Raw genomic sequence first — 19,075 nt, 5'->3', positions numbered from 1 at the left:
CCGAGGACAGCCCCGGACTTGCCCCCGGCGTCCCCGAACCCCGCTGCCTACGCGGCCCGTTCCCCCGACTGCAAGCTCCACAGCGACGCGTACAGCCCACCCCGTTCGAGCAGCTCCGCGTGGGTTCCCTCCTCCGCCACCACCCCGCCCTTGTCGAGGACGTGGATGCGGTCGGCGCCCCGGATCGTGGACAGCCGGTGGGCGATGACGACCAGCGTCCGCCCCTGTGCGAACGACCGCAGCGCGCGCTGGATCGCCGCCTCGGTCTCGTTGTCGACGGCGGAGGTCGCCTCGTCGAGGATGACGACCGGCGAGTCCTTGAGGATCGCGCGGGCGAGGGCGATGCGCTGGCGCTGACCGCCGGAGAGGGCGGCGCCGCGTTCGCCGATGCGGGTGTCGTAGCGGTCGGGCAGGGTGTCGACGAAGGAGTGGGCCTCGGCGGCGCGGGCGGCGCGCTCGACGTCCTCGTCGCTCGCGTCGAAGGTGCCGTAGCGGATGTTGTCGGCGATGGTGCCGTCGAAGAGGAAGGGGTCCTGGGCGACGAACCCGACGGCGCGGCGCAGGTCGTGGCGGTCGAGGTCGCGGATGTCCCGCCCGTCCAGCAGGACTTGGCCCTCGGCCGCGTCCTGGAAGCGCATGAGGAGCCGGGCGACGGTGGTCTTGCCCGAGCCGGTGGCGCCGACGATGCCGGTGACGCCGCCGGGCGCGATGTCGAGGGAGAAGTTCTCCAGGACGGGCGGTCGTCCGGGGTAGGCGAAGGTGACGTCCTTGAGGGAGATGGCCCCTTGGACGGTCGTACGGTCCAACTCCTCGTCCTTGCCGCCGGGTTCGGCCGGCAGGGCGCGCAGGTGCTGGACGCGGTCGTAGGCGGTGAGGGTGCGCTGGTACTGGTCGACGATCGTGCCGAGCCGGGTGAGGCGGAACAGGACCTGCTGGGGCAGGCCGATGAGGGGGCTGAACACCTCGAAGGGCAGGTCCCCGTCGAGGACGGACCGGCCGCCGAGGAGAAGCATGCCGACCATGGAGGCGGTCGTCGTCGCGCGGACCGTCTCTCCGTGGCGGACGGTGTGCCGGTCGGTACGGCGGTTGCTGAGCCGGTACTTCTCGCCGAGCTCGTCGAGGCGGGCGGCCTCGTACTCCTCGGTGCAGAAGCTCTTGACGGTGGCGCTCGCCTGGAGGCTGTTGACCAACTGGCTGTGCAGTTCGGCCCGGTGCTCGCTGGAGACGGCGTAGTCGTCGGCCACCCGGCCCTGGTGGCGGAACGACAGCCAGGCGACGACCGGCATCGGCAGGAACGCGATCCACGCGATCTGCGGGGCGAGGATCAGGAACGCGGGCACCAGCACGAGGAAGCTGGTGCCGAGTTGGACGGCGTCATTGGCGCAGGTCGCGAAGAACCCGCCGAGCTCAGCGACCTCGTCGGTGAGGACCCCGGCGATCCGGGTGGTGCGCTCGCCCTCCAACTGGCCGAGTTCCAGGCGCTGTACGTGGGCGTAGGTGGAGTCGCGCCAGTCCTGCTGGACGGCCTGCCCGAGCCCGCGCCACTGGGTGTTCGCGGCGTACGACAGGACGGCGACGGCGGCGCAGGCGACGGCCGCCGCGCCGGAGAGGAACCACAACTGGGCGGTGGCGCCGGTGATCCCGAGGGCGAGGAGCGGCGGGCAGGACCCCTTGATGAGTACCAGCGCGACCCACCCGAGGAACAACCCGCAGGCGACCTCGGCGAGTTGGCAGACGGCGGAGAGCCCGGTGGCGAGGGCGAGCTTGGACCGATGGGGGCCGACGAGGTCGAGCAGGGCCCGGAGAGGGGACCGCCGGACCCCGGCACCCTCAACCACCCCCGCGCCGCCCGCCGCAACCCCTTCGACAGCACCCGCGCCGCCTGCCGCGGCATCTCCGACCGCGCCCGCGCCCCCTGCCGCGTCCCCCACCGCACCCGCCCGAGCCATGGCCCGCCGCACGACGACGACCGTGGCCCCGGCGACCGCCCCCAGCGCGACGAGCGGCCTGCGCAGCAGCTTCCCGCCCCCGAGCGCGAGCCCCGCGGCCCCCGCGACGCCCCCGGTGACGGCGAGGGCGGCGCGGAGGGTGCCGGGCGCGGGTTCAGCGGCCGTCGGCGCGGGCCCGGGCGCCAGGGTTTCCGTCCCGGGCGCCACGGTTTCCGTACGCGCGCTGATTTCCGCCACGGGAGCGGCCGATAACCGTCCGAGAATTCGCCGCAACAACTCCCCGACGTCCGTACCCGTGACGCTCGCCGCATGCAGCACGAGAACGCTCCCGGTGACGGAATTGACCCGCACCGACCTGATTCCCCTGACCCCCCGCAGCACATCCGCCAGAGATTCCGCGAAATCCGGTCTCCCGACCGTCTGCGGAACGCTCCACCGCTGCCGCCCCGGCACGTTCGAGCGCATTCTCACATCGCTCCGGACCGGCCGTCCGACGGCCGCCGCCCCCACCAGTAGTGCCATGTCCAGCTGGTTCCCATGCTCTCTGCGACACCGCGCGCCGGGCGGCTGTCGTGCGACGAATTCCGGGTGCGTGTTCTCAGTGGGTCTTGCCGGCCCCGCCGGCGGGCCGACCCTTGGGTGCGGCGGTCTTCGCGGCGCCGGTGTCGGCGGCGACGGAGGCGGGGGCGGGCGCGGCGGCCGGTGCCCCGCCGGTCGCGAGCTGGGCGGCCATCACCTCGGCGGTCACCTCGGCCGCGAGGTCGTGGAGCCCCTCGGTCGCCTCGTGGGCGGCGCGCTTCACCTCCAGGACGAGCCCGACCGAGGTCTTCACGAGCCCCTTCATCAGAGGTGTGACGATTCGCTTGGCCAGAGGTGCGGCGATGAGACCGATCAGGAACGGGGGAACTACGGGAGGCATGACTCGGTTTCCCTTTCCGGGGTGGGGGATCGTGGAATATGACGGCGATTGTCGCGGGAAATGCGGACCGGCTTTCTCACCTGTCTCACCCGGTTCGTTTCACACCACACGCGGCAGCGACGAAGGAAGCCTATCCGAGGTACTCCGTATGGCCCCCGGCCCGTTCGCACACCTTCACCCGAACGTGTCACACCGCCGGAGTTTTCGGCCAGCCCCCGAATAGCGGTTCACCGCGCACCGACCGCTCACACCTCCCGGAACGAGCGCCCTCACCCCCCACCTCTCCCCACGAATTAACGGACCGCGTCCGCCCTTTTCGGCCAACCGGAATTCCCCACCCCCAGCACGCACCCCGCACACACCCCGCACCAGCGATCCTTCCGCGAGGCGGAAGTCCCGTTGCACCACCCCCACGCACCTCAAGACGATGGCGGCAGGACCGAGAGACGGGAACCCCCATGCCGCACATCACCGCCTTCGCCAGGAACCAGTGGTACGTCATGGCCTACAGCCACGAGGTGGGCCGCGAACTGCTCGGCCGCACCGTCCTGGGCGAGCCGATCGTCGTGTACCGCACGGAGGCCGACGGCACCCCGGTCGCCCTGCACGACCGCTGCGTGCACCGGCGTTACCCGCTCTCGGCGAGCGGCCTGGACGGCGACCGGATCGTGTGCGGCTACCACGGCTTCACGTACGACACGACGGGTACGTGCGTGTACGTGCCGGGCCAGAAACGCGTCCCGCGCACGGCGCGCGTCGCCGCGTACCCGGTGGTCGAGCAGGACTCCCTGATCTGGGTGTGGATCGGGGACCCGGCGCTCGCGGACCCGGCGGCGATCCCGCGCGCCCGCCACCTCGACGCGCCGGGCTGGACGACCGTACGCGGCATGGAGGCGATAGACGCCGACTACGGCCTGCTCGTCGACAACCTCCTCGACCTGTCGCACGAGACGTATCTGCACGGCGGCTACATCGGCACCCCCGAGGTCGCCGAGACGCCGATCACCACCGAGGTCGACGAGGGCGCCGGGGTCGTCCGGGTCAGCCGGCACATGGACGACGCCGAGTGCCCCCCGTTCTACGCCCGTTCGACCGGCATCGAGGGCCGGATCACACGCTGGCAGGACATCGAGTACCACGCGCCGTGCCTGTACCTGCTGCACAGCCGCATCGCCCCGGCCGGGGTGGTGCCCGAGGCGGACGGCAGCGATCCGCACGGCTTCCACACGGAGATCACGTACGCGATCACCCCGTCCGGCGACGGCAGGGTGTACGACTTCTGGATGGTGTCGCGGGACTGGGCGACGGACGACGAGGAGGTCACCGAGTTCCTGCGCGGCAACAACCACACGGTCGTCATGCAGGACGTCGACGCCCTCAACCTCCTTCAGCGCACGCTGGGTTCGGAGCGCGACGGCTACCAGGAGCTGAGCATCAACATCGACACCGGCGGTCTCGCCGCGCGCCGTATCCTCGCGCGTCTGGTCGAGGAGGGCGACAAGCCCGTGGAGCGGGCCCTGTGACCGGCGAGGTCTACCGCATCGCCTGGCTCCCCGGCACGGACGTCCTGCACGGCACCTGCCACTGCGGACGCGAGCACACCGCGCAGGACCCGGTGGAGATGTGGGAGTGGATGCTGGCGCACCCGCGTGGCCACGAGACGCGGGAGGCCGAGTGACCGCCTACGACGGTGAACTGACCGTCCATCAGATCGACACGGTTGCCGAGGGCGTACGCCTGCTGTCCCTGCGCCACCCCCTCGGCGACCCCCTGCCCGCCTGGGAGCCCGGCGCCCACGTCGACCTCCTCCTAGCGCCCGGCCTGGAGCGGCAGTACTCGCTCTGCGGTGACCCGGCGGACCGGCACGAGTGGCGGATCGCGGTGCTCAGAGAGGCGGCCGGCAGAGGCGGATCGGCCTATGTGCACGAGGAGTTGGCGCCCGGCGACAAGGTCCGGGCGCGCGGCCCCCGCAACAACTTCCCCCTCCTGCCCGCCGCCCGCTACCGCTTCGTCGCCGGGGGCATCGGCATCACCCCGCTGCTGCCGATGCTGGCCGCCGCCGAGGCGTCGGGCGCGGAGTGGACGCTGCTGTACGGCGGACGGTCGCGGCGGTCGATGGCGTTCACGGACCAACTCCTGCGCTACGGCGACCGGGTGAGCGTCGCGCCGCAGGACGAGACCGGGGCGCTGCTCGAACTCGGGCCGGTGCTGGACGAGTTGCCCGGGGACACGCTCGTCTACTGCTGCGGTCCCGGGCCGTTGCTCGACGCGGTGGAGAGCCGGTGCCCCTCGGGGGTGCTGCACGTCGAGCGGTTCCAGCCGCGATCCCAGAAAGCCCATGAGGCACACGAGTTCGAGGTCGTCCTGGAGCGCAGCGGGCGCACGGTCACGGTCGGGGCGGACGTCTCGGTGCTGGACGCGGTGCGGGCGGCCGGGGTCGAGGTCCTGTACTCGTGCACGGAAGGGACGTGCGGGACGTGTGAGACCGACGTTCTGGACGGGGTCGTGGACCACCGGGACTCGGTACTGACGGCGGAGGAGCAGGAAGCCGGGGAGACGATGATGATCTGCGTGTCGAGGTGCAAAGGGGAACGGCTGACACTGGACCTGTGAGACTCAGGCCTCCGGCGCCGGCACCACCGTGAGGTGGCTCGCCCCCCTGCGCCCCGCCCACGCCCCGCTCCGGCGCCCCGCGTGCCGTGCCCGCGGCGGTTCCCGCAGGACCAGCGTCAGCCGCGTACACCCCATGTCCTGAAGGGACTTGGTCGTCTCCGTGACGACGCGGCAGTCGGTGGCGCCCCAGCGCGGGTCGGGGTGCAGGAGGGGGCGGACGGCGCCGTCGAGGGCGAGGCCGGCGGGGCCGACCTCGCGGATCCAGCGCGGCAGGCCGTGCCGGTAGGCGGCCTCCATGATCGGGTCCTGCGCGATCTCCCGCCGTACGGACTGGAGTTCGCGGTCGTCGCCGTCGCGTTCCAGGGCCGCGGCGAACTGCGCGAGCATCGGCAGGCACCAGCGCGACTCGTGGTCGCCGAGGACGAGCGAGGCGTCGGGGTGGAAGAGGACGAAGCGCAGGAAGTTGTCGTCGGGCATGGCGGTGGGGTGCGGGCCGACCTCGCGGAAAAGTGTCCGGAAAGCGGTGTTCGCGATGACCGCGCCCCAGCGCCGGTCGAGCACGACGGACGGGAAGGAGACCGCGTCCAGCAGCGCGGCGTAGTCCTGGAGGTATGCGTGGGCCTCGGGCCCTTCGGGGCGGGACGGCGGTACGGACCGCTGCCCACCTGCCCTGTATGCCATCGGGAGGTCACCCCTCTTGCCTGATGCGGCCGTCTCGCGGCGCCCCGATCCTGCGGCCCCCGCACTCGTCATGTCAACTATCGTGGCATTCGGCGGTGGTTGACGGCTGAAATTGGCCACAGTTGTGGCGAGACCTGGATGTGAGTTCGAAAAACCGGTTACCCTCCGGGCAGTTGACCGTGACTGCCGGTATGGATGAGTGTGACCGTCGGTGCGGAGGAGGCGGTTTCGGCCGGTCGGGCCGCGGGGCGTTCGCGAGAGATGTAGGAGACCTGTTCCGTGACGGATGGCTACGAGGCTGCTGGCGACCCGGCGACGGCTTCGCTGTCGGCGCTCGTCGCCCGGGTCACCGCGCTCGCCGGCCGGCTCGGCGTGCCGCACGCGCAGGTCTTCGACGTCCCCCGCCTCTCGGTGTCGTCCGGGGTGCCCGAGCCCGTCGTCAAGGCGCTGCTGAGCGGGCGCCCGGCGGGCGAGCCCGACGTACAGGCCCGCTTCCTCCAGCGGCTCGGGCTGCTGCGGCGCACCCGCCTCAAGCCGGGCGGGCGCAAGTACACGCAGCAGGAGATCGCGGACGGCGCGGGCATGTCCCGGCAGCAGGCGGGCGCGCTGATCAACGGCGACCGGCGGCCCACGATGGAGCACTGCGACGCGATCCAGCGGTTCTTCCGCGTCCACGCGGGCTTCCTGACCGCCGAGGACCCCGAGGCGCTCGCCAGCGTCCTGCTCCACACCGAACAGGAGCTCCTCCAGCAGCTCGCCGCGCGCGAGGCCGAACGCGAGGCCGCCTCGGAGCCGGACCCGCTGGAGAAGCTCCTCCAGGACCACGGTGTGCGCGGGATCGCCTGGCGCGCCGCCCAACTCCCCACCGACCAGCACCGCGACAAGGTCGCCGAGTGGCTGGACATGCTGCTGGAGAGCGTCAAGCGACCCGAGTCGTGAACCCCTGGAGGGCGGTGGGCATGAGCAGGCGGATGCGGCGGCTGTGCGGCGAACTCGTCGCCGGTCTGGCCCTCGACACACCTGCGGCGCCCGAGGACGTGTACGCCGGCCTGTGCGCGGCGATGAGCCGCCGGCGGGGCCGTCCCGTGCACTTCCGTACGGCCGCGTTCCCGGTCGGTACGGCGAGCGGGCTGTGGCTGGACATGACCGACCAGGACCTCGTCGTGATCGAGGAACGGACGGCGCCCGATCATCAACTGGTCATCCTCGGACACGAGCTGTGGCACATGACCGCCGGGCACCACGGCCACCCCGTCGAGGGCGCCGTCGTCGCCGCGCGCCTGCTGCACGACGGCGCCGACCTCCAGGAGACCGTCCGCCGGGTCGCCGCGCGCACACGCTTCGACGAGGAGGACGAGCGCGAGGCGGAGACCTTCGGCCTGCTCCTGGCGAGCCGCTGCCGGGGGCTGCTCGCGGGCACACCGGAGAAGGGCCAGCGCGACCGGCTGGCGGGGCGCATCGAGGCGTCGCTCGGCTATCTGCGGCAGGACGGGAAATGACGCGCGGCCGAACATGCCGTCCGCTATGCAGGTGAACCGGAGCGCATCGCAACGGGGTTGAGGGCGATTGTCAGTGGCGGGCGGCAAGCTGGACGGTACGACGAGACCAACCAGCCGATGCCGACCAGGGGAGAGCCGTCCGATGCCCACCACCTCCGTACTGACCGACCGTGAACGCGCCGCAGTCCAGGCGTACTTGAGGCTCCTCAACACCGTGGCCGCCGCGTACGACGGAGAGGTGCGGGTGGTTCCCGCTTCGGTGCTCGCGGAGGCGGAGGAGGCATTGCGGCAGGCGGGCCTCACGGGGAACGAGGCGGATTTCTTCAAGCTCGTACGGGGGTGGTGTCCCTGACATTCAGGATGCGTGGGGAATGGCGATCGCCGTGGCCAGCAGCCCGTCCCTGACGATCCAGTGTCCCTCGAACCGCCCGACCTCCCGCCCGTCCACCACCGGCCCCGGCACGCGCAGGGTCGCCGACACCGTCCCGAACGCCTCCTCCACCGGTGTCAGCGTGATGTCCGCCTCGGAGAAGTCCAGCCACTTCCCCGTCAGCGGGAACCACGCCTTGTACACCGACTCCTTCGCGCTGAACAGCAGCCGGTCCCAGTGGACGTGGGGCCGGCTCGCGGTGAGCGCGGCGAGGCGTTCCTCCTCCGCGGGCAGCGCGATCGCGGACTGGACGCCCTCTGGCAGCCGGTCGTGGGGCTCGGCGTCGATGCCGAGGGAGGCGAGGTCGGCGGTGCGGACGAGGGCCGCCGCGCAGTACCCGGCGCAGTGCGTCATGCTGCCGCGCACCCCCTCGGGCCAGCCGGGCGCGCCGCGCTCGCCGGGCAGGATCGGCCGGGGCGGGACGCCGAGCTTCTCCATGGCCTGGCGCGCACAGGCGCGTACGGTCGCGAACTCGCGGCGCCGCTTGTCGACGGCCTTCGTGATCACCGCGCGTTCCTCGGGGTACAGGCCCGCCTCGGCGGCCGGGTCCGCTGCGGCGGGCCCGATCGCCTCCACCGCCACCACGGACGCGGGCAGCAACCGCTCGATCACTCGCTCTCGCCCTTCACCGAAGCCGAATCCGAAACCGGAGCCGGGGACGCAGCCGAAACCGGAGCCGGCAGGATCAGCCGCGGGCGCCCCGGCGGCTGCTGACGCTTCTTCCACTCGCGCGGATAACCCACCGAGACCTCCTCGAACCGGACGCCCTCGTGCCAGGTGGTGCGCGGAATGTGCAGGTGCCCGTAGACCATGGCGGCCACCGGAAAGCGGCGGTGCCAGTCAGCGGTCAGAGTGGTGCCGCACCACATCGCGAACTCGGGGTACCAGAGCACCTCGGTGGGGTGCCGGTCGAGCGGATAGTGGTTGACGAGGACGACGGGCAGGTCCGCCGGCAGCTCCGCGAGCCGCCGCTCGGTCAGCTCCACCCGCGCCCGGCACCACGCCTCGCGGGTCGGGTAGGGGTCGGGGTGCAGGAGGTACTCGTCGTTGCAGACGACGCCCGTGCCGTGCGCGTACTCCAGGCCCGCCTCCTTCGTCGCGCAGCCCGCCGGGAGGAACGAGTAGTCGTACAGCAGGAACAACGGGGCGACCGCGGCCGGACCGCCGGGGCCCTCCCAGACCGGGTACGGGTCCTCGGGGGTGACGACGCCGAGGTCGCGGCAGACGGCGACGAGGTGCTCGTACCGCTCGACGCCGCGCAGTGTGACCGGGTCGGCGGGGTGGGTCCACAGCTCGTGGTTGCCGGGCGCCCAGACGACCTTGGCGAAGCGGCTCGCGAGGGTCTTGAGGGTCCAGCGGATGTCCGCGACGTTCTCGGAGACGTCGCCCGCGACCAGCAGCCAGTCGTCCTCGGTGTCCGGGTGCAGCTCCTCCACCAGGGCCCGGTTCTCGGGGTACCCGATGTGCAGGTCGCTGATGGCCAGCAGCCGCCCGGCTCCCCCGGCCGTCGTCGTCACCACGCGCCCCCGTCCCTCGTCCGCAACGCTCTCCGCGCTTTCCAAGGTCACCACGACAACACATTCGGCGCCCCGCGACAAGGCCGTCCCCGCGACGTCGGTGCAGGGGCCACCCACCGCCCGGGAATCCGTAACACGCGTGTTGCACGCGGGACCCCGCGCAGGCCGTATGATCGCCCCAACACCACCGCCATGAACTTCCCTTCGCGCAGGGCGGTTTGGTGTCCCCACTTCCTCCTGCCCGGGCCGGGCCTGCTTCGCCCTGCCCGCGAACCCTGAAAGGCGGCCTCGCATGGTCTCTCGCGTACGCGTCTGGCTCAACCGCACGTACGCGGAGAACGTCTTCTTCATGGATCAGCTGCGGAGAAATCCCAGCGACCGCGCCGTGGAGATCCATGCGACGCACGGCGACGCCGACTCCCCCGTGCTGGCCGCCGCCGACACCGCCGACCTGGAGCCCGAGGGCCTCTCCCCCGCCGCCTACGTCGAGTTCGCCCTCGACCAGTGCGCGCGCCGCTCCATCGACGTGTTCGTGCCGCGCCTGCACCAGTCGGCGATCGTCGCGCACCGCGCCGACTTCGAGGCGGTCGGCACCGCGCTGCTCGCGCCGACGCCGCAGGCCGTGGCCGTCTTCGAGGACAAGATCGTGGCGTACGAGGCCGTGCGCGCCGTCGGCGTGGGTGTGCCGCCGTGGTTCCGGGTGCGCAACGCGGAACAACTCGTCGAAGCCGTCGACGCGTTGGAGGCCGACGGCCACAAGGCGTGCTTCAAGCCGGCGTCCGGCGCGGGCGGGGTGGGCTTCCGCATCGTCACGCGCGCCCCCTTCTCGCTCTCGCACCTCACCGGATTCCCGTCCCCCTACGTCCCGTTGGACCTGGTGACGGCCGCGCTGGAGGAGGCCGGGGAAGAGGTCGACTGGATCGTCATGCCGCGCCTGGAGCAGCCCGAGGTGTCGGTGGACTGCCTCACCGGGCCCGACAACATCGTCCGCATGTCCATCGGGCGAACAAAGAACGGGCGCCGTCGCGGGTTCACGCTGGACCGGCGGTGGCTGGAGCCGGCCCGGCTGATCGCCGAGGGCTTCGGGCTGCACTACCTGTCCAACATCCAGTTCCGGATGTTCGGCGACGAGCCGGTCCTCATGGACGTCAACACGCGGCCCGCCGGAGGGCTGCACCAGCTCTCGCTGTGCGGGGTCAACGCCCCCTGGGCGGCTGTGCAGTTGGCGCTCGGCGAGGACCCGGGCGAGATCGCGCCGCCGTTCCTCGGGCAGGACTACACGGTCGTCTCCGGGCCGCGTCAGCTGCGGCCGGTGACGCTGCCGCAGCAGCGGGTCGACGAGCCGGTGCTGCCCGCGGTCGCCGCGCCCGCCGTGCCGGTGGAGAGCGCGGCCGTCGTCGAGAGCCCGGTCGCCTCGGAGGCCACCGCCTCCGCGTAAGCGCAGCTCACCCCCGTCTCCCCCGGTCACGAAAAACCGGGGGAGATTTTTTTGCGCGGGGGTGTATCAGGGGGCGGGGTGGGCGCTCTTACTCATGTGGGCGCAAGGGGCTCGACGGGGGAAGCGCCGACGTTCCGGGGAAGCACCACCAGGGGGAGCACCACGGGGGAGCACCACAAGCTCCATGGACCTCACGGGGGACCGAACGGGGTACGGGAGGTCCGTGGAGCGATCGGGGGATCGGGTCGGTCGGCCGCTGTCACGGGGAGCGACCGACCGACCCGAACGACGTTCAGAACCGGCCCGCTCCCCGGTACAGCTCCAGTTCGCCCTCCAGCTCGACGGCCAGGACCGTCGCGTACGGATCGAGATCCGCTGCCTCCGGCCGGTCGATCCACAGGACGCCCACCGCGTCGTGCAGCCCCCCGACCACCCGGTGCCCCAGCTCCTTGCCCGAGCCCACGACCCGTACGCTCCGGACGCCGGTCGCCAGCCCCCGTACGCCGATCTCCGCGCGCGGCGCGTCGAAGAGGACGAGGTAGAGGGTGCGCCGGTCGGCGGAGAGGGTGCTCGGGCCGTAGTGGTGCCCGGCGGGGAGCCCGCGCACGGTCCCGTACACCGCCTCCTCGTGCCGGCGGATCCACTCCCCCAGCCCTTCGAGGCGCTCGGCCTGCGGTGCGGGGATCGTGCCGTCCTCCATGGGGCCGACGTCGAGGAGCAGGTTGCCGCCCCCGCCGATGGTCTCCGTGAAGTAACGGATCAGCTGGGCCAGGGACTTGTGGTTGTGGTCGTGGTGCTGGTAGCCCCACGAGTCGTTGATCGTGAGGCACAGCTCCCACGGCCCGTCCGGCGGCACGATGGGGGCGCCCTGTTCGGGGGTGGCGTAGTCGCCCTCGCTGAGCATGCGGGCGTTGAAGACGACGTCCGGCACGTAGGAGCGGATGAGCGCGGCGAGTTCGGGGATGCGCCACTGCTCCTCGCTGCGGTCCCACTCGCCGTCGAACCACATCAGGTCGGGGCGGAAGCGGGACGCCAACTCCCTGATCTGGCCGTCCCGGTAGGCGATGAAGCGGTCCCACGCGGCCAGGTCCTCGTCCTCGGCGGCGCATTCGGAGTACCGGTTGTCCTCCTGCTCCGGCGGGCGGCCCGGCTTGCGGGTGGACGCGTAGTCGGGGTGGCTCCAGTCGGAGTGCGAGTAGTAGAAGCCGACCTTGAGGTCCTTCTCCCGCAGCGCGTCGGCGTATCCGGTGAGGAAGTCCCGGTCCAGGCCCAGGTGTTTGTGCTCGGTGTCCCACATGGCGACGCCGTCGTGGTGCCGGGTGGTGAGGACGGCGTACCTGGCCCCGGCGCGCGCGAAGAGGTCGGCCCAGGCGCGGGGGTCGTACTTCGAGGCGGTGAACCGGTCGAGCTGGGAGACGTACCGGTCGTAGGGGACGATGCCGTCGTAGAAGGACCAGGACTCCGGGACGCCGTCCACGGCGTAGATGCCCCAGTGGACGAAGATCCCCAACTTGGCGTCGGTGAACCAGGGTTGCATGGGCACGGCTGAACTCCTCGACAGAGCTGGGGACTTGGGGCGTACCTGCGGGGACGGGCACCGCCGAGTGCCCGTCCCCCAGGGGTCATGCGCGCCGCAGGCGCAGGGTGAGGATCTGGAACGGCCTCAGCGTGACCGCCACCGACCCGTCGGCCGCCGACTCGGCGTCCTCCTGCGGCCGTTCGAGCAGGTCCGTGATCTGCGCCCCGGCGATCGGCACCGACGTGCGCAGCGTCCCGGTCGCCCGGCCGCCGCTCGACTCGTAGAGCCGGACGACGAGGTCGCCGGAGCCGTCGTCCGCGAGCTTGACCGCCTCGACCGTCACGCCCTCGCCGTCCACGGAGACGACCGGCTCGGCCGCGCCCGCCGACTCCGCGAGGCGCAGCGGCAGGTTGAGGGAGTAGCCCTCGGCGACCGCGTCGGCGATGCTCGCGCCGGGCAGCAGGGAGTAGGTGAAGCGGTGGCGCCCCTGGTCCGCGCCGGGGTCCGGGATGCGCGGGGCGCGCACCAGGCTGAGGCGGACGGTGGTCGTGGTGCCGCCGTCCTCGCGGACCGTGCGGGACACGTCGTGGCCGTACGTCGAGTCGTTCAACACCGCTACGCCGTAGCCGGGTTCGGCGACGTGGACCCAGCGGTGGCCGGAGACCTCGAAGCGGGCCGACTCCCACGAGGTGTTGGTGTGGGTGGGGCGCTGGATGTGGCCGAAGGCGATCTCGGCGGAGGAGTGCGGGGCGCGGATGTCGATGGGGAACGCGGCCTTGAGGATCTTCTCGGCCTCGTGCCAGTCGATGTCCGTCTCGACGTCGATGCGGGAGCTGCCCGCGCGGACGGTGACGGTCTGCACGATCGTGGAGCCCTTGCCGAAGGACCGCTCGATGCGGACGGCGCCGATCAGCGGGTCCGCCTCGACGACGGTCACCGAGTCCGCGTCGAGCAGGTCGGTGTACCGGTTCTTGTAGTGCTTGTCGATGTCCCAGGCGTCCCAGTAGTTGGGCAGGTCCGTGTGCAGGCGCAGCAGGTTGCCGGGCTCGGCGAGGACTTCGCGGCCGGCGCGCAGGTCCCGTACCGAGGACAGCGTGCCGTCCTCCGCGAACTCCACCCGGACCAGGCCGTTGTCGAGGGTCAGCCCGTCCACGGTCACCGGGTGCGGGGCCTCCGAGTCGGTCAGCGCCGCACTGCCGCTCCCCGGTACCTCGACGTACGCGCGGGTGCCGTCCGGCGTGCGGACGACCTCGGCGCGGTCGTAGGGGCTGGTGTTGAAGACGCGCAGGCCGCCGTGGCCGAGGGCGTCGATCGCCTCGGCGGTCAGCTCCTCCAGTTCCTCGGCGACGCGGGCGTACTCGGCCTCGGCCTCGCGGTGCACCCAGGCGATGGAGGAGCCGGGCAGGATGTCGTGGAACTGGTGGAGCAGGACCGTCTTCCAGAGGCGGTCGAGCTTCTCGTACGGGTAGGTGTAGTCCGGCGCGTGCAGCGCGGCGGTCGTCGCCCACAACTCGGCCTCGCGCAGCTTGTGTTCGCTGCGGCGGTTGCCCTGCTTGGTGCGGGCCTGCGAGGTGTAGGTGGCGCGGTGCAGCTCCAGGTAGAGCTCGCCGACCCAGACGGGGGCGTCGGGGTACTCGGCGCGGGCCTTGGCGAAGAACTCGTCGGGGTGCTCGATCTCGACCTTGGCCGAGCCCTCCAGGTCCCGCAGTCGGCGGGCCCGTTCCATGATCTCGCGGGTGGGGCCGCCGCCGCCGTCGCCCCAGCCGAAGGGCGCGAGGGAGCGGTTGGCGTTGCCCTTCTCGCGGTACTGGCGGACCGCGCGGGACATCTCCTCGCCGCTGAAGCGGGCGTTGTAGGTGTCGACGGGCGGGAAGTGGGTGAAGATGCGGGTGCCGTCGATGCCCTCCCACCAGAAGGTGTGGTGGGGGAAGGTGTTGGTCTGGTTCCAGGAGATCTTCTGGGTGAGGAACCACTCGTTGCCGGCGAGCTTGGCGAGCTGCGGGTAGGCGGCGGTGTAGCCGAAGGAGTCGGGCAGCCACACGCCCTTGGTCTCGATGCCGAAGTGCTCGATGAAGAACCGCTTGCCGTGGATGAGCTGGCGGGCGACGGCCTCGCCGCCGGGCAGGTTGCCGTCCGCCTCGACCCACATGCCGCCGACGGGCGCCCACTGGCCCTTCTTCACGGACTCCTGGATGCGGGCCCACACCTTGGGGTAGTTGTCGCGCACCCACTCGTACTGCTGGGCCTGCGAGCAGGCGAACACGAACTCCTCGTACTCGTCGGCCAGCGAGGTGACGTTGGAGAAGGTGCGGGACGTCTTGCGCTTGGTCTCGCGGATCGGCCACAGCCACGCGGAGTCGATGTGCGCGTGGCCGACGCCCGAGATGATGTGCGCCGAGGCGTTGGCGGGCTTGGCCAGCACCGGCGCCAGGATCGCGCGTACCTCGGATGCCGACCCCGCCACGTCGTCCAGGTCGAGCGCGTCCATGGCCCGGTCGAGCGCGTGCATGATCTCGTGGCGGCGCGGCTCGTGCTCGCTCAGCTCGACCATCAGCTCGCGCAGGACCTGCACGTCGAGGTCGAGGTGCCAGACCTCCTCGTCGAGGACGGCGAGGTTCGCGTGCCGGAAGGTGTAGAGGGGCTTGTCGCCGGCGGTGAGGATGTCGCCCATCGGCGTGATCTTGGAGAAGTTCTCCGCGAGGATGTCCGGGTTGGACGCGGCCTCGACGAGGTAGTCGATCTCCTCGCCGCCGACGGCGGGGTTGGCGACGGGGACGTACTGGTTGAGGGGGTTGACGGCCTTCAGCGGGGTGCCGTCCACGGTGTGGACGAGGGCTTCGGCCTGGTTGCCGGGCCAGTCGCCGACGAAGCCGAGGTCGATGACCGACTCGACGCGGCGGCCCGCCCACTCGGCGGGGACCGTGCCGCGCATCCGGAACCAGGTGGTGCCCCACGGCGGGCCCCACGGGGTGCCCATCTCGAACGGCTCGTAAACAGCCCCGGTGGCCTCCTCGAAGGACACCGGCTCTCCCGGGGCCTGCCAGGCTTCCACCGCGAAGGGAACGGTCGCGGCGTAGATCGCGGGCTTGATGCGCTGGGTGTGGAGGCGCTCTACGCGCTCCTCGATCCGCTGGCGTTCGTCATGCATGAGAGGTCTCCAGGGAGAGATACCGGACCAACCGCAGAAAGCGCTTTCCAGACGCTTTCCGCCGGGAGCTTACTTGAGGTAGTCGAGACCCGGGTGGACGGCCGTGTAGCCCTCCACCAGCCTGCGGGCGACGTTCACCGAGTCGACCAGCGGGTGCAGCGCGAACGCCTTCACCGCGGTCGTGCGCGAACCGGACTCGGCGGCGGCCAGCACCTCGCGCTCGACGGCCTTGACCGCGCTGACCAGGCCGACCGCGTGGCCGGGCAGGGGCGCGACGGCGACCGGGTGGGCGCCGTTGGCGTCGACCAGGCAGGGCACCTCGATGACCGCGTCCGTGTCGAGCACGGAGAGGGTGTGGCGGTTGCGGACGTTGAGGATGAGGGTGGTGCGCTCGTCGCGGGCGATGGCCCGCATCAGGGCGAGGGCGACCTTCTCGTAGCCGCCGGAGAGGTCGTCCTCGTCACGCTCGCCCGCCCCGGCCGTCTCGCGGTTCTCGGCCATGTACGTCGCCTCACGCTCGGCGCGGGTGCGGTTCCAGGCGTCCAGCGCGTGCGCGCCGGGGGCGGCGACCTCGTCGTAGAAGCGGGCCTGCTGGTCGCGCAGGAAGGCGCCGCGGGTCTTCTCGGCCTCCTGGTAGGAGCGGACGGCTTCGCGGTTGAAGTAGTAGTAGTGGAGGTACTCGTTGGGGATCGCGCCGAGGGACGTGAGCCAGTCGGTGCCGAAGAGCTTGCCCTCCTCGAAGGAGCCGAGCAGGTCGGGGTCGGCGAGGAGGCGGGGCAGCTCGTCGCGTCCGGCGATCTTCAAGCCCCGTACCCAGCCGAGGTGGTTGAGGCCGACGTAGTCGATGTAGGCGTCGTTCGGGTTCGCGCCCAGCACGCGGGCGATGCGGCGGCCGAGGCCCACCGGGGAGTCGCAGATGCCGATGACGCGGTCACCGAGGTGGCGGGACATGGCCTCGGTGACGAGGCCCGCCGGGTTGGTGAAGTTGATGACCCAGGCGTCCGGGGCGAGCCGGGCGACGCGCCGGGCGATGTCGACGGCGACCGGGACCGTGCGCAGCCCGTAGGCGATGCCGCCGGCGCCGACCGTCTCCTGGCCGAGGACGCCCTGGTCGAGGGCGACCTTCTCGTCGTTGGCGCGGCCTTCGAGGCCGCCGACGCGGATCGCGGAGAACACGAAGTCGGCGCCGCGCAGGGCGTCGTCCAGGTCGGTGGTGGCGGTCACGGAGGGCGCGTCCGGGACGCCCGCGGCCTGCTCGGCCAGCACGCGCGTCACCGCCCCGAGCCGCCCCGCGTCCAGGTCGTGCAGGACGACCTCGGTCACCCGGCCCTCGCCGCGGTCACCGAGGAGCGCCCCGTACACGAGCGGCACCCGGAATCCGCCGCCGCCCAGAATCGTCAGTTTCACGCCTGCACCTTTCCTGCCACGATCACCTCGACGCCCGCCTCTCCCAGGGAGGAGCGGGTCACCGGGTCGACCGGGGCGTTCGTCACCACCACGTCCAGATCTTCTGGACCACAGACCTTCGCCATGCCCGTGCCCGGGAACTTGGCCCGGTCGGCGAGGAGGACGACCTTGTCGCTCGCCTTGATCATCGCGCGTTTGACCGGCACCTCGACGACGGTCGTGTCCATCACCTGTCCGCCGGGGCGCACTCCGCTGGTGCCGAGGAAGAGCCAGTCGGCGTGCAGCTGACGGAGGTTGTCCTCGGTGAGGAAGCCGACCAGGGAGCGGTAGTCGCGGCGGACGACGCCGCCGAGCAGGACCAGCTCGATGCCCTCGTCGTCGGCCAGTTCCTCGTAGACGACGAGGTTGCTGGTGATGACGGTGAGGCGGCGGCCGTGGAGCTGCCGGGCGAGGCGGTAGGCGGTGGTGCCGATGTCGAGCAGCACCGACTGACCGTTCGTGATCATCGCCGCCGCGCGGGCCGCTATCGCGTCCTTCTCGGTGACGCGGACCTCGGCGACCTCGGCGAAGGGCTGGTCGCCCTCCTCGGCGACCGCGCCGCCGTGGACGCGGGTCAGCAGGCCGTCCTCCTCCAGCTTGACCAGGTCGCGCCGGATCGTGGCGGGGCTGACGCCGAGTTGCTCGGAGAGGTCGGTGACGGCCGCGGGGCCGCCGGAGCGCAGGGCCCGGAGGATGAGTTGATGTCGTCGTTCTGCCAGCACGACACGAACACTACTCGTCATCTTCAATCAAATCCATGCTCGTTTCTGCTCGACTATTGACCAGGTCTGCAAGAGAGCGCACGATTCCGTGCACCGAATGTGAACAGTTCTGAAGAACGTTCCGACGAGAGGCGCCACCCCGTGGACGACACCCCCCGGACTCCCGACGTCCTGCTGACCGGGCTGCTCTTCTACGACCTCGTCCTCACGGGCCTCGGCAAGCCGCCCACGCCCGGCGAGGAGGTCTGGACGGCCGGCATGGGCTGCGGCCCCGGCGGCATCGCGAACCTCGCGGTGGCCGCCTCCCGCTTCGGCCTGCGCACCCGGCTCGCGACGGTCTTCGGCGACGACTTCTACGGGGCGTACTGCCGGGAGGTCATCGCCGGTCAGGAGGGCGTCGACCTCACCCTGTCCCGGGTCGCGAAGGACTGGCCGACCCCGGTGACCGTCGCCCTCGCGCACGGCGACGACCGGGCCCTGGTCACGCACGGCCAGGAGCCCCCGTACTCGCAGGACGAGCTGATGGCCGACCCGCCCGCCGCGCGCACCGCCCTGGTGCACCTGGAGGCCGAGCCGCGCGAGTGGATCGCCAAGGCCGCCGCGAACGGCACCCGGGTGTACGCGGACGTCGGCTGGGACCCGACCCAGGAGTGGTCGCGGGACCTGCTGGACCAGCTCTCGCTGTGCCACGCGTTCCTGCCGAACGAGGCCGAGGCGATGGCCTACACCCGCACGGACAGCGCGGTCGCGGCGCTCGGCACGCTCACCGAGCTGGTGCCGGTGGCGGTCGTCACGCGCGGCGGCGACGGCGCGGTCGCGGTGGACCAGACGACCGGCGAGTACGCCGAGGTCCCGGCGCTCCCGGTGGACGTGCTGGACGCGACGGGCGCCGGTGACGTGTTCGGCGCGAGCTTCGTCGCGGCCTCGCTCGGCGGGTGGCCGCTGGAGGAGCGCCTCAAGTTCGCGGTGCTGGCCGCGGGCCTGTCCGTACAGCACCACGGCGGCGCGCTCGCGGCGCCGGGCTGGTACGGCGTGGACCGCTGGTGGCGCTCGGTGACCGACCCCGGGCTGCGGCACGCGTACGGCTTCCTGGCGGACCGGCTGCCGGCCGACCCGGGACGGCCGGTGCGGTACGCGCCGGTCACACCTCCGGCGAAGCCCCTTTAGCCCCCCCTTGGAAAAGACCCCCACTCC

The 19,075-nt window shown here is 71.8% G+C and carries 17 protein-coding genes; 8 read left to right on the top strand and 9 right to left on the bottom strand.

From position 1 onward, the window contains the following. Positions 1–47 precede the first annotated feature (47 nt). Positions 48–2,300, bottom strand: coding sequence for an ABC transporter ATP-binding protein (locus PV682_RS06030; protein ID WP_319724749.1), 2,253 nt, complete (start codon positions 2,298–2,300; stop codon positions 48–50). Positions 2,301–2,547: 247 nt separating this feature from the next. Further along, positions 2,548–2,868 carry a DUF5132 domain-containing protein gene (locus PV682_RS06025; protein WP_319724748.1) on the bottom strand — a complete coding sequence of 107 codons (321 nt, stop codon included), beginning with the start codon at positions 2,866–2,868 and terminating at the stop codon, positions 2,548–2,550. A gap of 458 nt (positions 2,869–3,326) precedes the next feature. Between PV682_RS06025 and PV682_RS06020 the strand changes: the two genes are divergently transcribed. Genes PV682_RS06020 through PV682_RS06010 form a run of 3 tightly spaced genes read left to right on the top strand, consistent with a single transcriptional unit; the run spans position 3,327 to position 5,481 of the window. Beyond that, positions 3,327–4,391 (top strand): aromatic ring-hydroxylating dioxygenase subunit alpha, encoded by a 1,065-nt coding sequence (locus PV682_RS06020; RefSeq protein ID WP_319724747.1) that lies wholly within the window; start codon positions 3,327–3,329, stop codon positions 4,389–4,391. Further along, complete coding sequence (locus tag PV682_RS06015) at positions 4,388–4,546, top strand: hypothetical protein (RefSeq protein ID WP_319724745.1); 159 nt, start codon at positions 4,388–4,390, stop codon at positions 4,544–4,546. Before PV682_RS06020 ends, PV682_RS06015 begins: the two co-directional genes overlap by 4 nt. Then, a complete protein-coding gene (locus tag PV682_RS06010; RefSeq protein WP_319724743.1) occupies positions 4,543–5,481 on the top strand; it encodes a PDR/VanB family oxidoreductase in 939 nt (312 codons plus the stop codon). Before PV682_RS06015 ends, PV682_RS06010 begins: the two co-directional genes overlap by 4 nt. Positions 5,482–5,484: 3 nt before the next feature. Here the strand turns inward: PV682_RS06010 and PV682_RS06005 are convergent, their stop codons facing one another. Next, positions 5,485–6,162, bottom strand: coding sequence for an MmyB family transcriptional regulator (locus tag PV682_RS06005; RefSeq protein ID WP_319724741.1), 678 nt, complete (start codon positions 6,160–6,162; stop codon positions 5,485–5,487). A 279-nt stretch (positions 6,163–6,441) separates the two neighbouring features. Between PV682_RS06005 and PV682_RS06000 the strand changes: the two genes are divergently transcribed. The 3 genes from PV682_RS06000 (at position 6,442) to PV682_RS05990 (ending at position 8,013) form a co-directional block, all read left to right on the top strand. Then, complete coding sequence (locus PV682_RS06000; protein WP_319724739.1) at positions 6,442–7,101, top strand: helix-turn-helix domain-containing protein; 660 nt, start codon at positions 6,442–6,444, stop codon at positions 7,099–7,101. A gap of 32 nt (positions 7,102–7,133) precedes the next feature. After that, a complete protein-coding gene (locus tag PV682_RS05995) occupies positions 7,134–7,661 on the top strand; it encodes a hypothetical protein (RefSeq protein ID WP_055724687.1) in 528 nt (175 codons plus the stop codon). 142 nt (positions 7,662–7,803) lie between these two features. Beyond that, positions 7,804–8,013, top strand: coding sequence for a hypothetical protein (locus PV682_RS05990; RefSeq protein ID WP_319724737.1), 210 nt, complete (start codon positions 7,804–7,806; stop codon positions 8,011–8,013). 3 nt (positions 8,014–8,016) lie between these two features. On the opposite strand, the gene PV682_RS05985 is transcribed toward PV682_RS05990, so the two are convergent. Continuing rightward, complete coding sequence (locus tag PV682_RS05985) at positions 8,017–8,703, bottom strand: 4'-phosphopantetheinyl transferase family protein (protein ID WP_319724735.1); 687 nt, start codon at positions 8,701–8,703, stop codon at positions 8,017–8,019. Next, entirely contained in the window at positions 8,700–9,608 is a 909-nt protein-coding gene (locus tag PV682_RS05980) for a metallophosphoesterase family protein (protein WP_319724876.1), read from the bottom strand. The genes PV682_RS05985 and PV682_RS05980 overlap by 4 nt, the downstream gene beginning before the upstream one ends. Positions 9,609–9,900: 292 nt before the next feature. On the opposite strand from PV682_RS05980, the gene PV682_RS05975 reads away from it, so the two are divergent. Beyond that, entirely contained in the window at positions 9,901–11,046 is a 1,146-nt protein-coding gene (locus PV682_RS05975; RefSeq protein ID WP_319724733.1) for an ATP-grasp domain-containing protein, read from the top strand. Between the two features lie 292 nt (positions 11,047–11,338). Here the strand turns inward: PV682_RS05975 and PV682_RS05970 are convergent, their stop codons facing one another. The 4 genes from PV682_RS05970 to PV682_RS05955 form a co-directional block, all read right to left on the bottom strand. Next, complete coding sequence (locus PV682_RS05970; RefSeq protein WP_319724874.1) at positions 11,339–12,607, bottom strand: alpha-L-fucosidase; 1,269 nt, start codon at positions 12,605–12,607, stop codon at positions 11,339–11,341. A gap of 61 nt (positions 12,608–12,668) precedes the next feature. Beyond that, positions 12,669–15,713: an alpha-mannosidase gene (locus tag PV682_RS05965; RefSeq protein ID WP_319724731.1), complete on the bottom strand. Its 3,045-nt coding sequence runs from the start codon at positions 15,711–15,713 to the stop codon at positions 12,669–12,671. A gap of 69 nt (positions 15,714–15,782) precedes the next feature. Further along, positions 15,783–17,120 (bottom strand): 6-phospho-beta-glucosidase, encoded by a 1,338-nt coding sequence (locus PV682_RS05960; RefSeq protein ID WP_319724729.1) that lies wholly within the window; start codon positions 17,118–17,120, stop codon positions 15,783–15,785. After that, positions 17,117–17,881, bottom strand: a complete 765-nt coding sequence (locus PV682_RS05955; RefSeq protein WP_319724727.1) for a DeoR/GlpR family DNA-binding transcription regulator — start codon at positions 17,879–17,881, stop codon at positions 17,117–17,119. Before PV682_RS05955 ends, PV682_RS05960 begins: the two co-directional genes overlap by 4 nt. A 141-nt stretch (positions 17,882–18,022) precedes the next feature. Here PV682_RS05955 and PV682_RS05950 point away from each other — a divergent pair, with 141 nt between their 5' ends. Continuing rightward, complete coding sequence (locus PV682_RS05950) at positions 18,023–19,048, top strand: carbohydrate kinase family protein (protein WP_319724725.1); 1,026 nt, start codon at positions 18,023–18,025, stop codon at positions 19,046–19,048. Positions 19,049–19,075: the final 27 nt, after the last annotated feature.

The sequence above is a fragment of the Streptomyces niveiscabiei genome, from assembly GCF_033794345.1.
Lineage (GTDB): Bacteria > Actinomycetota > Actinomycetes > Streptomycetales > Streptomycetaceae > Streptomyces > Streptomyces niveiscabiei.
Note: the sequence above shows the minus strand (reverse complement) of the source record. Positions and strands in the feature narration are given on the sequence as shown.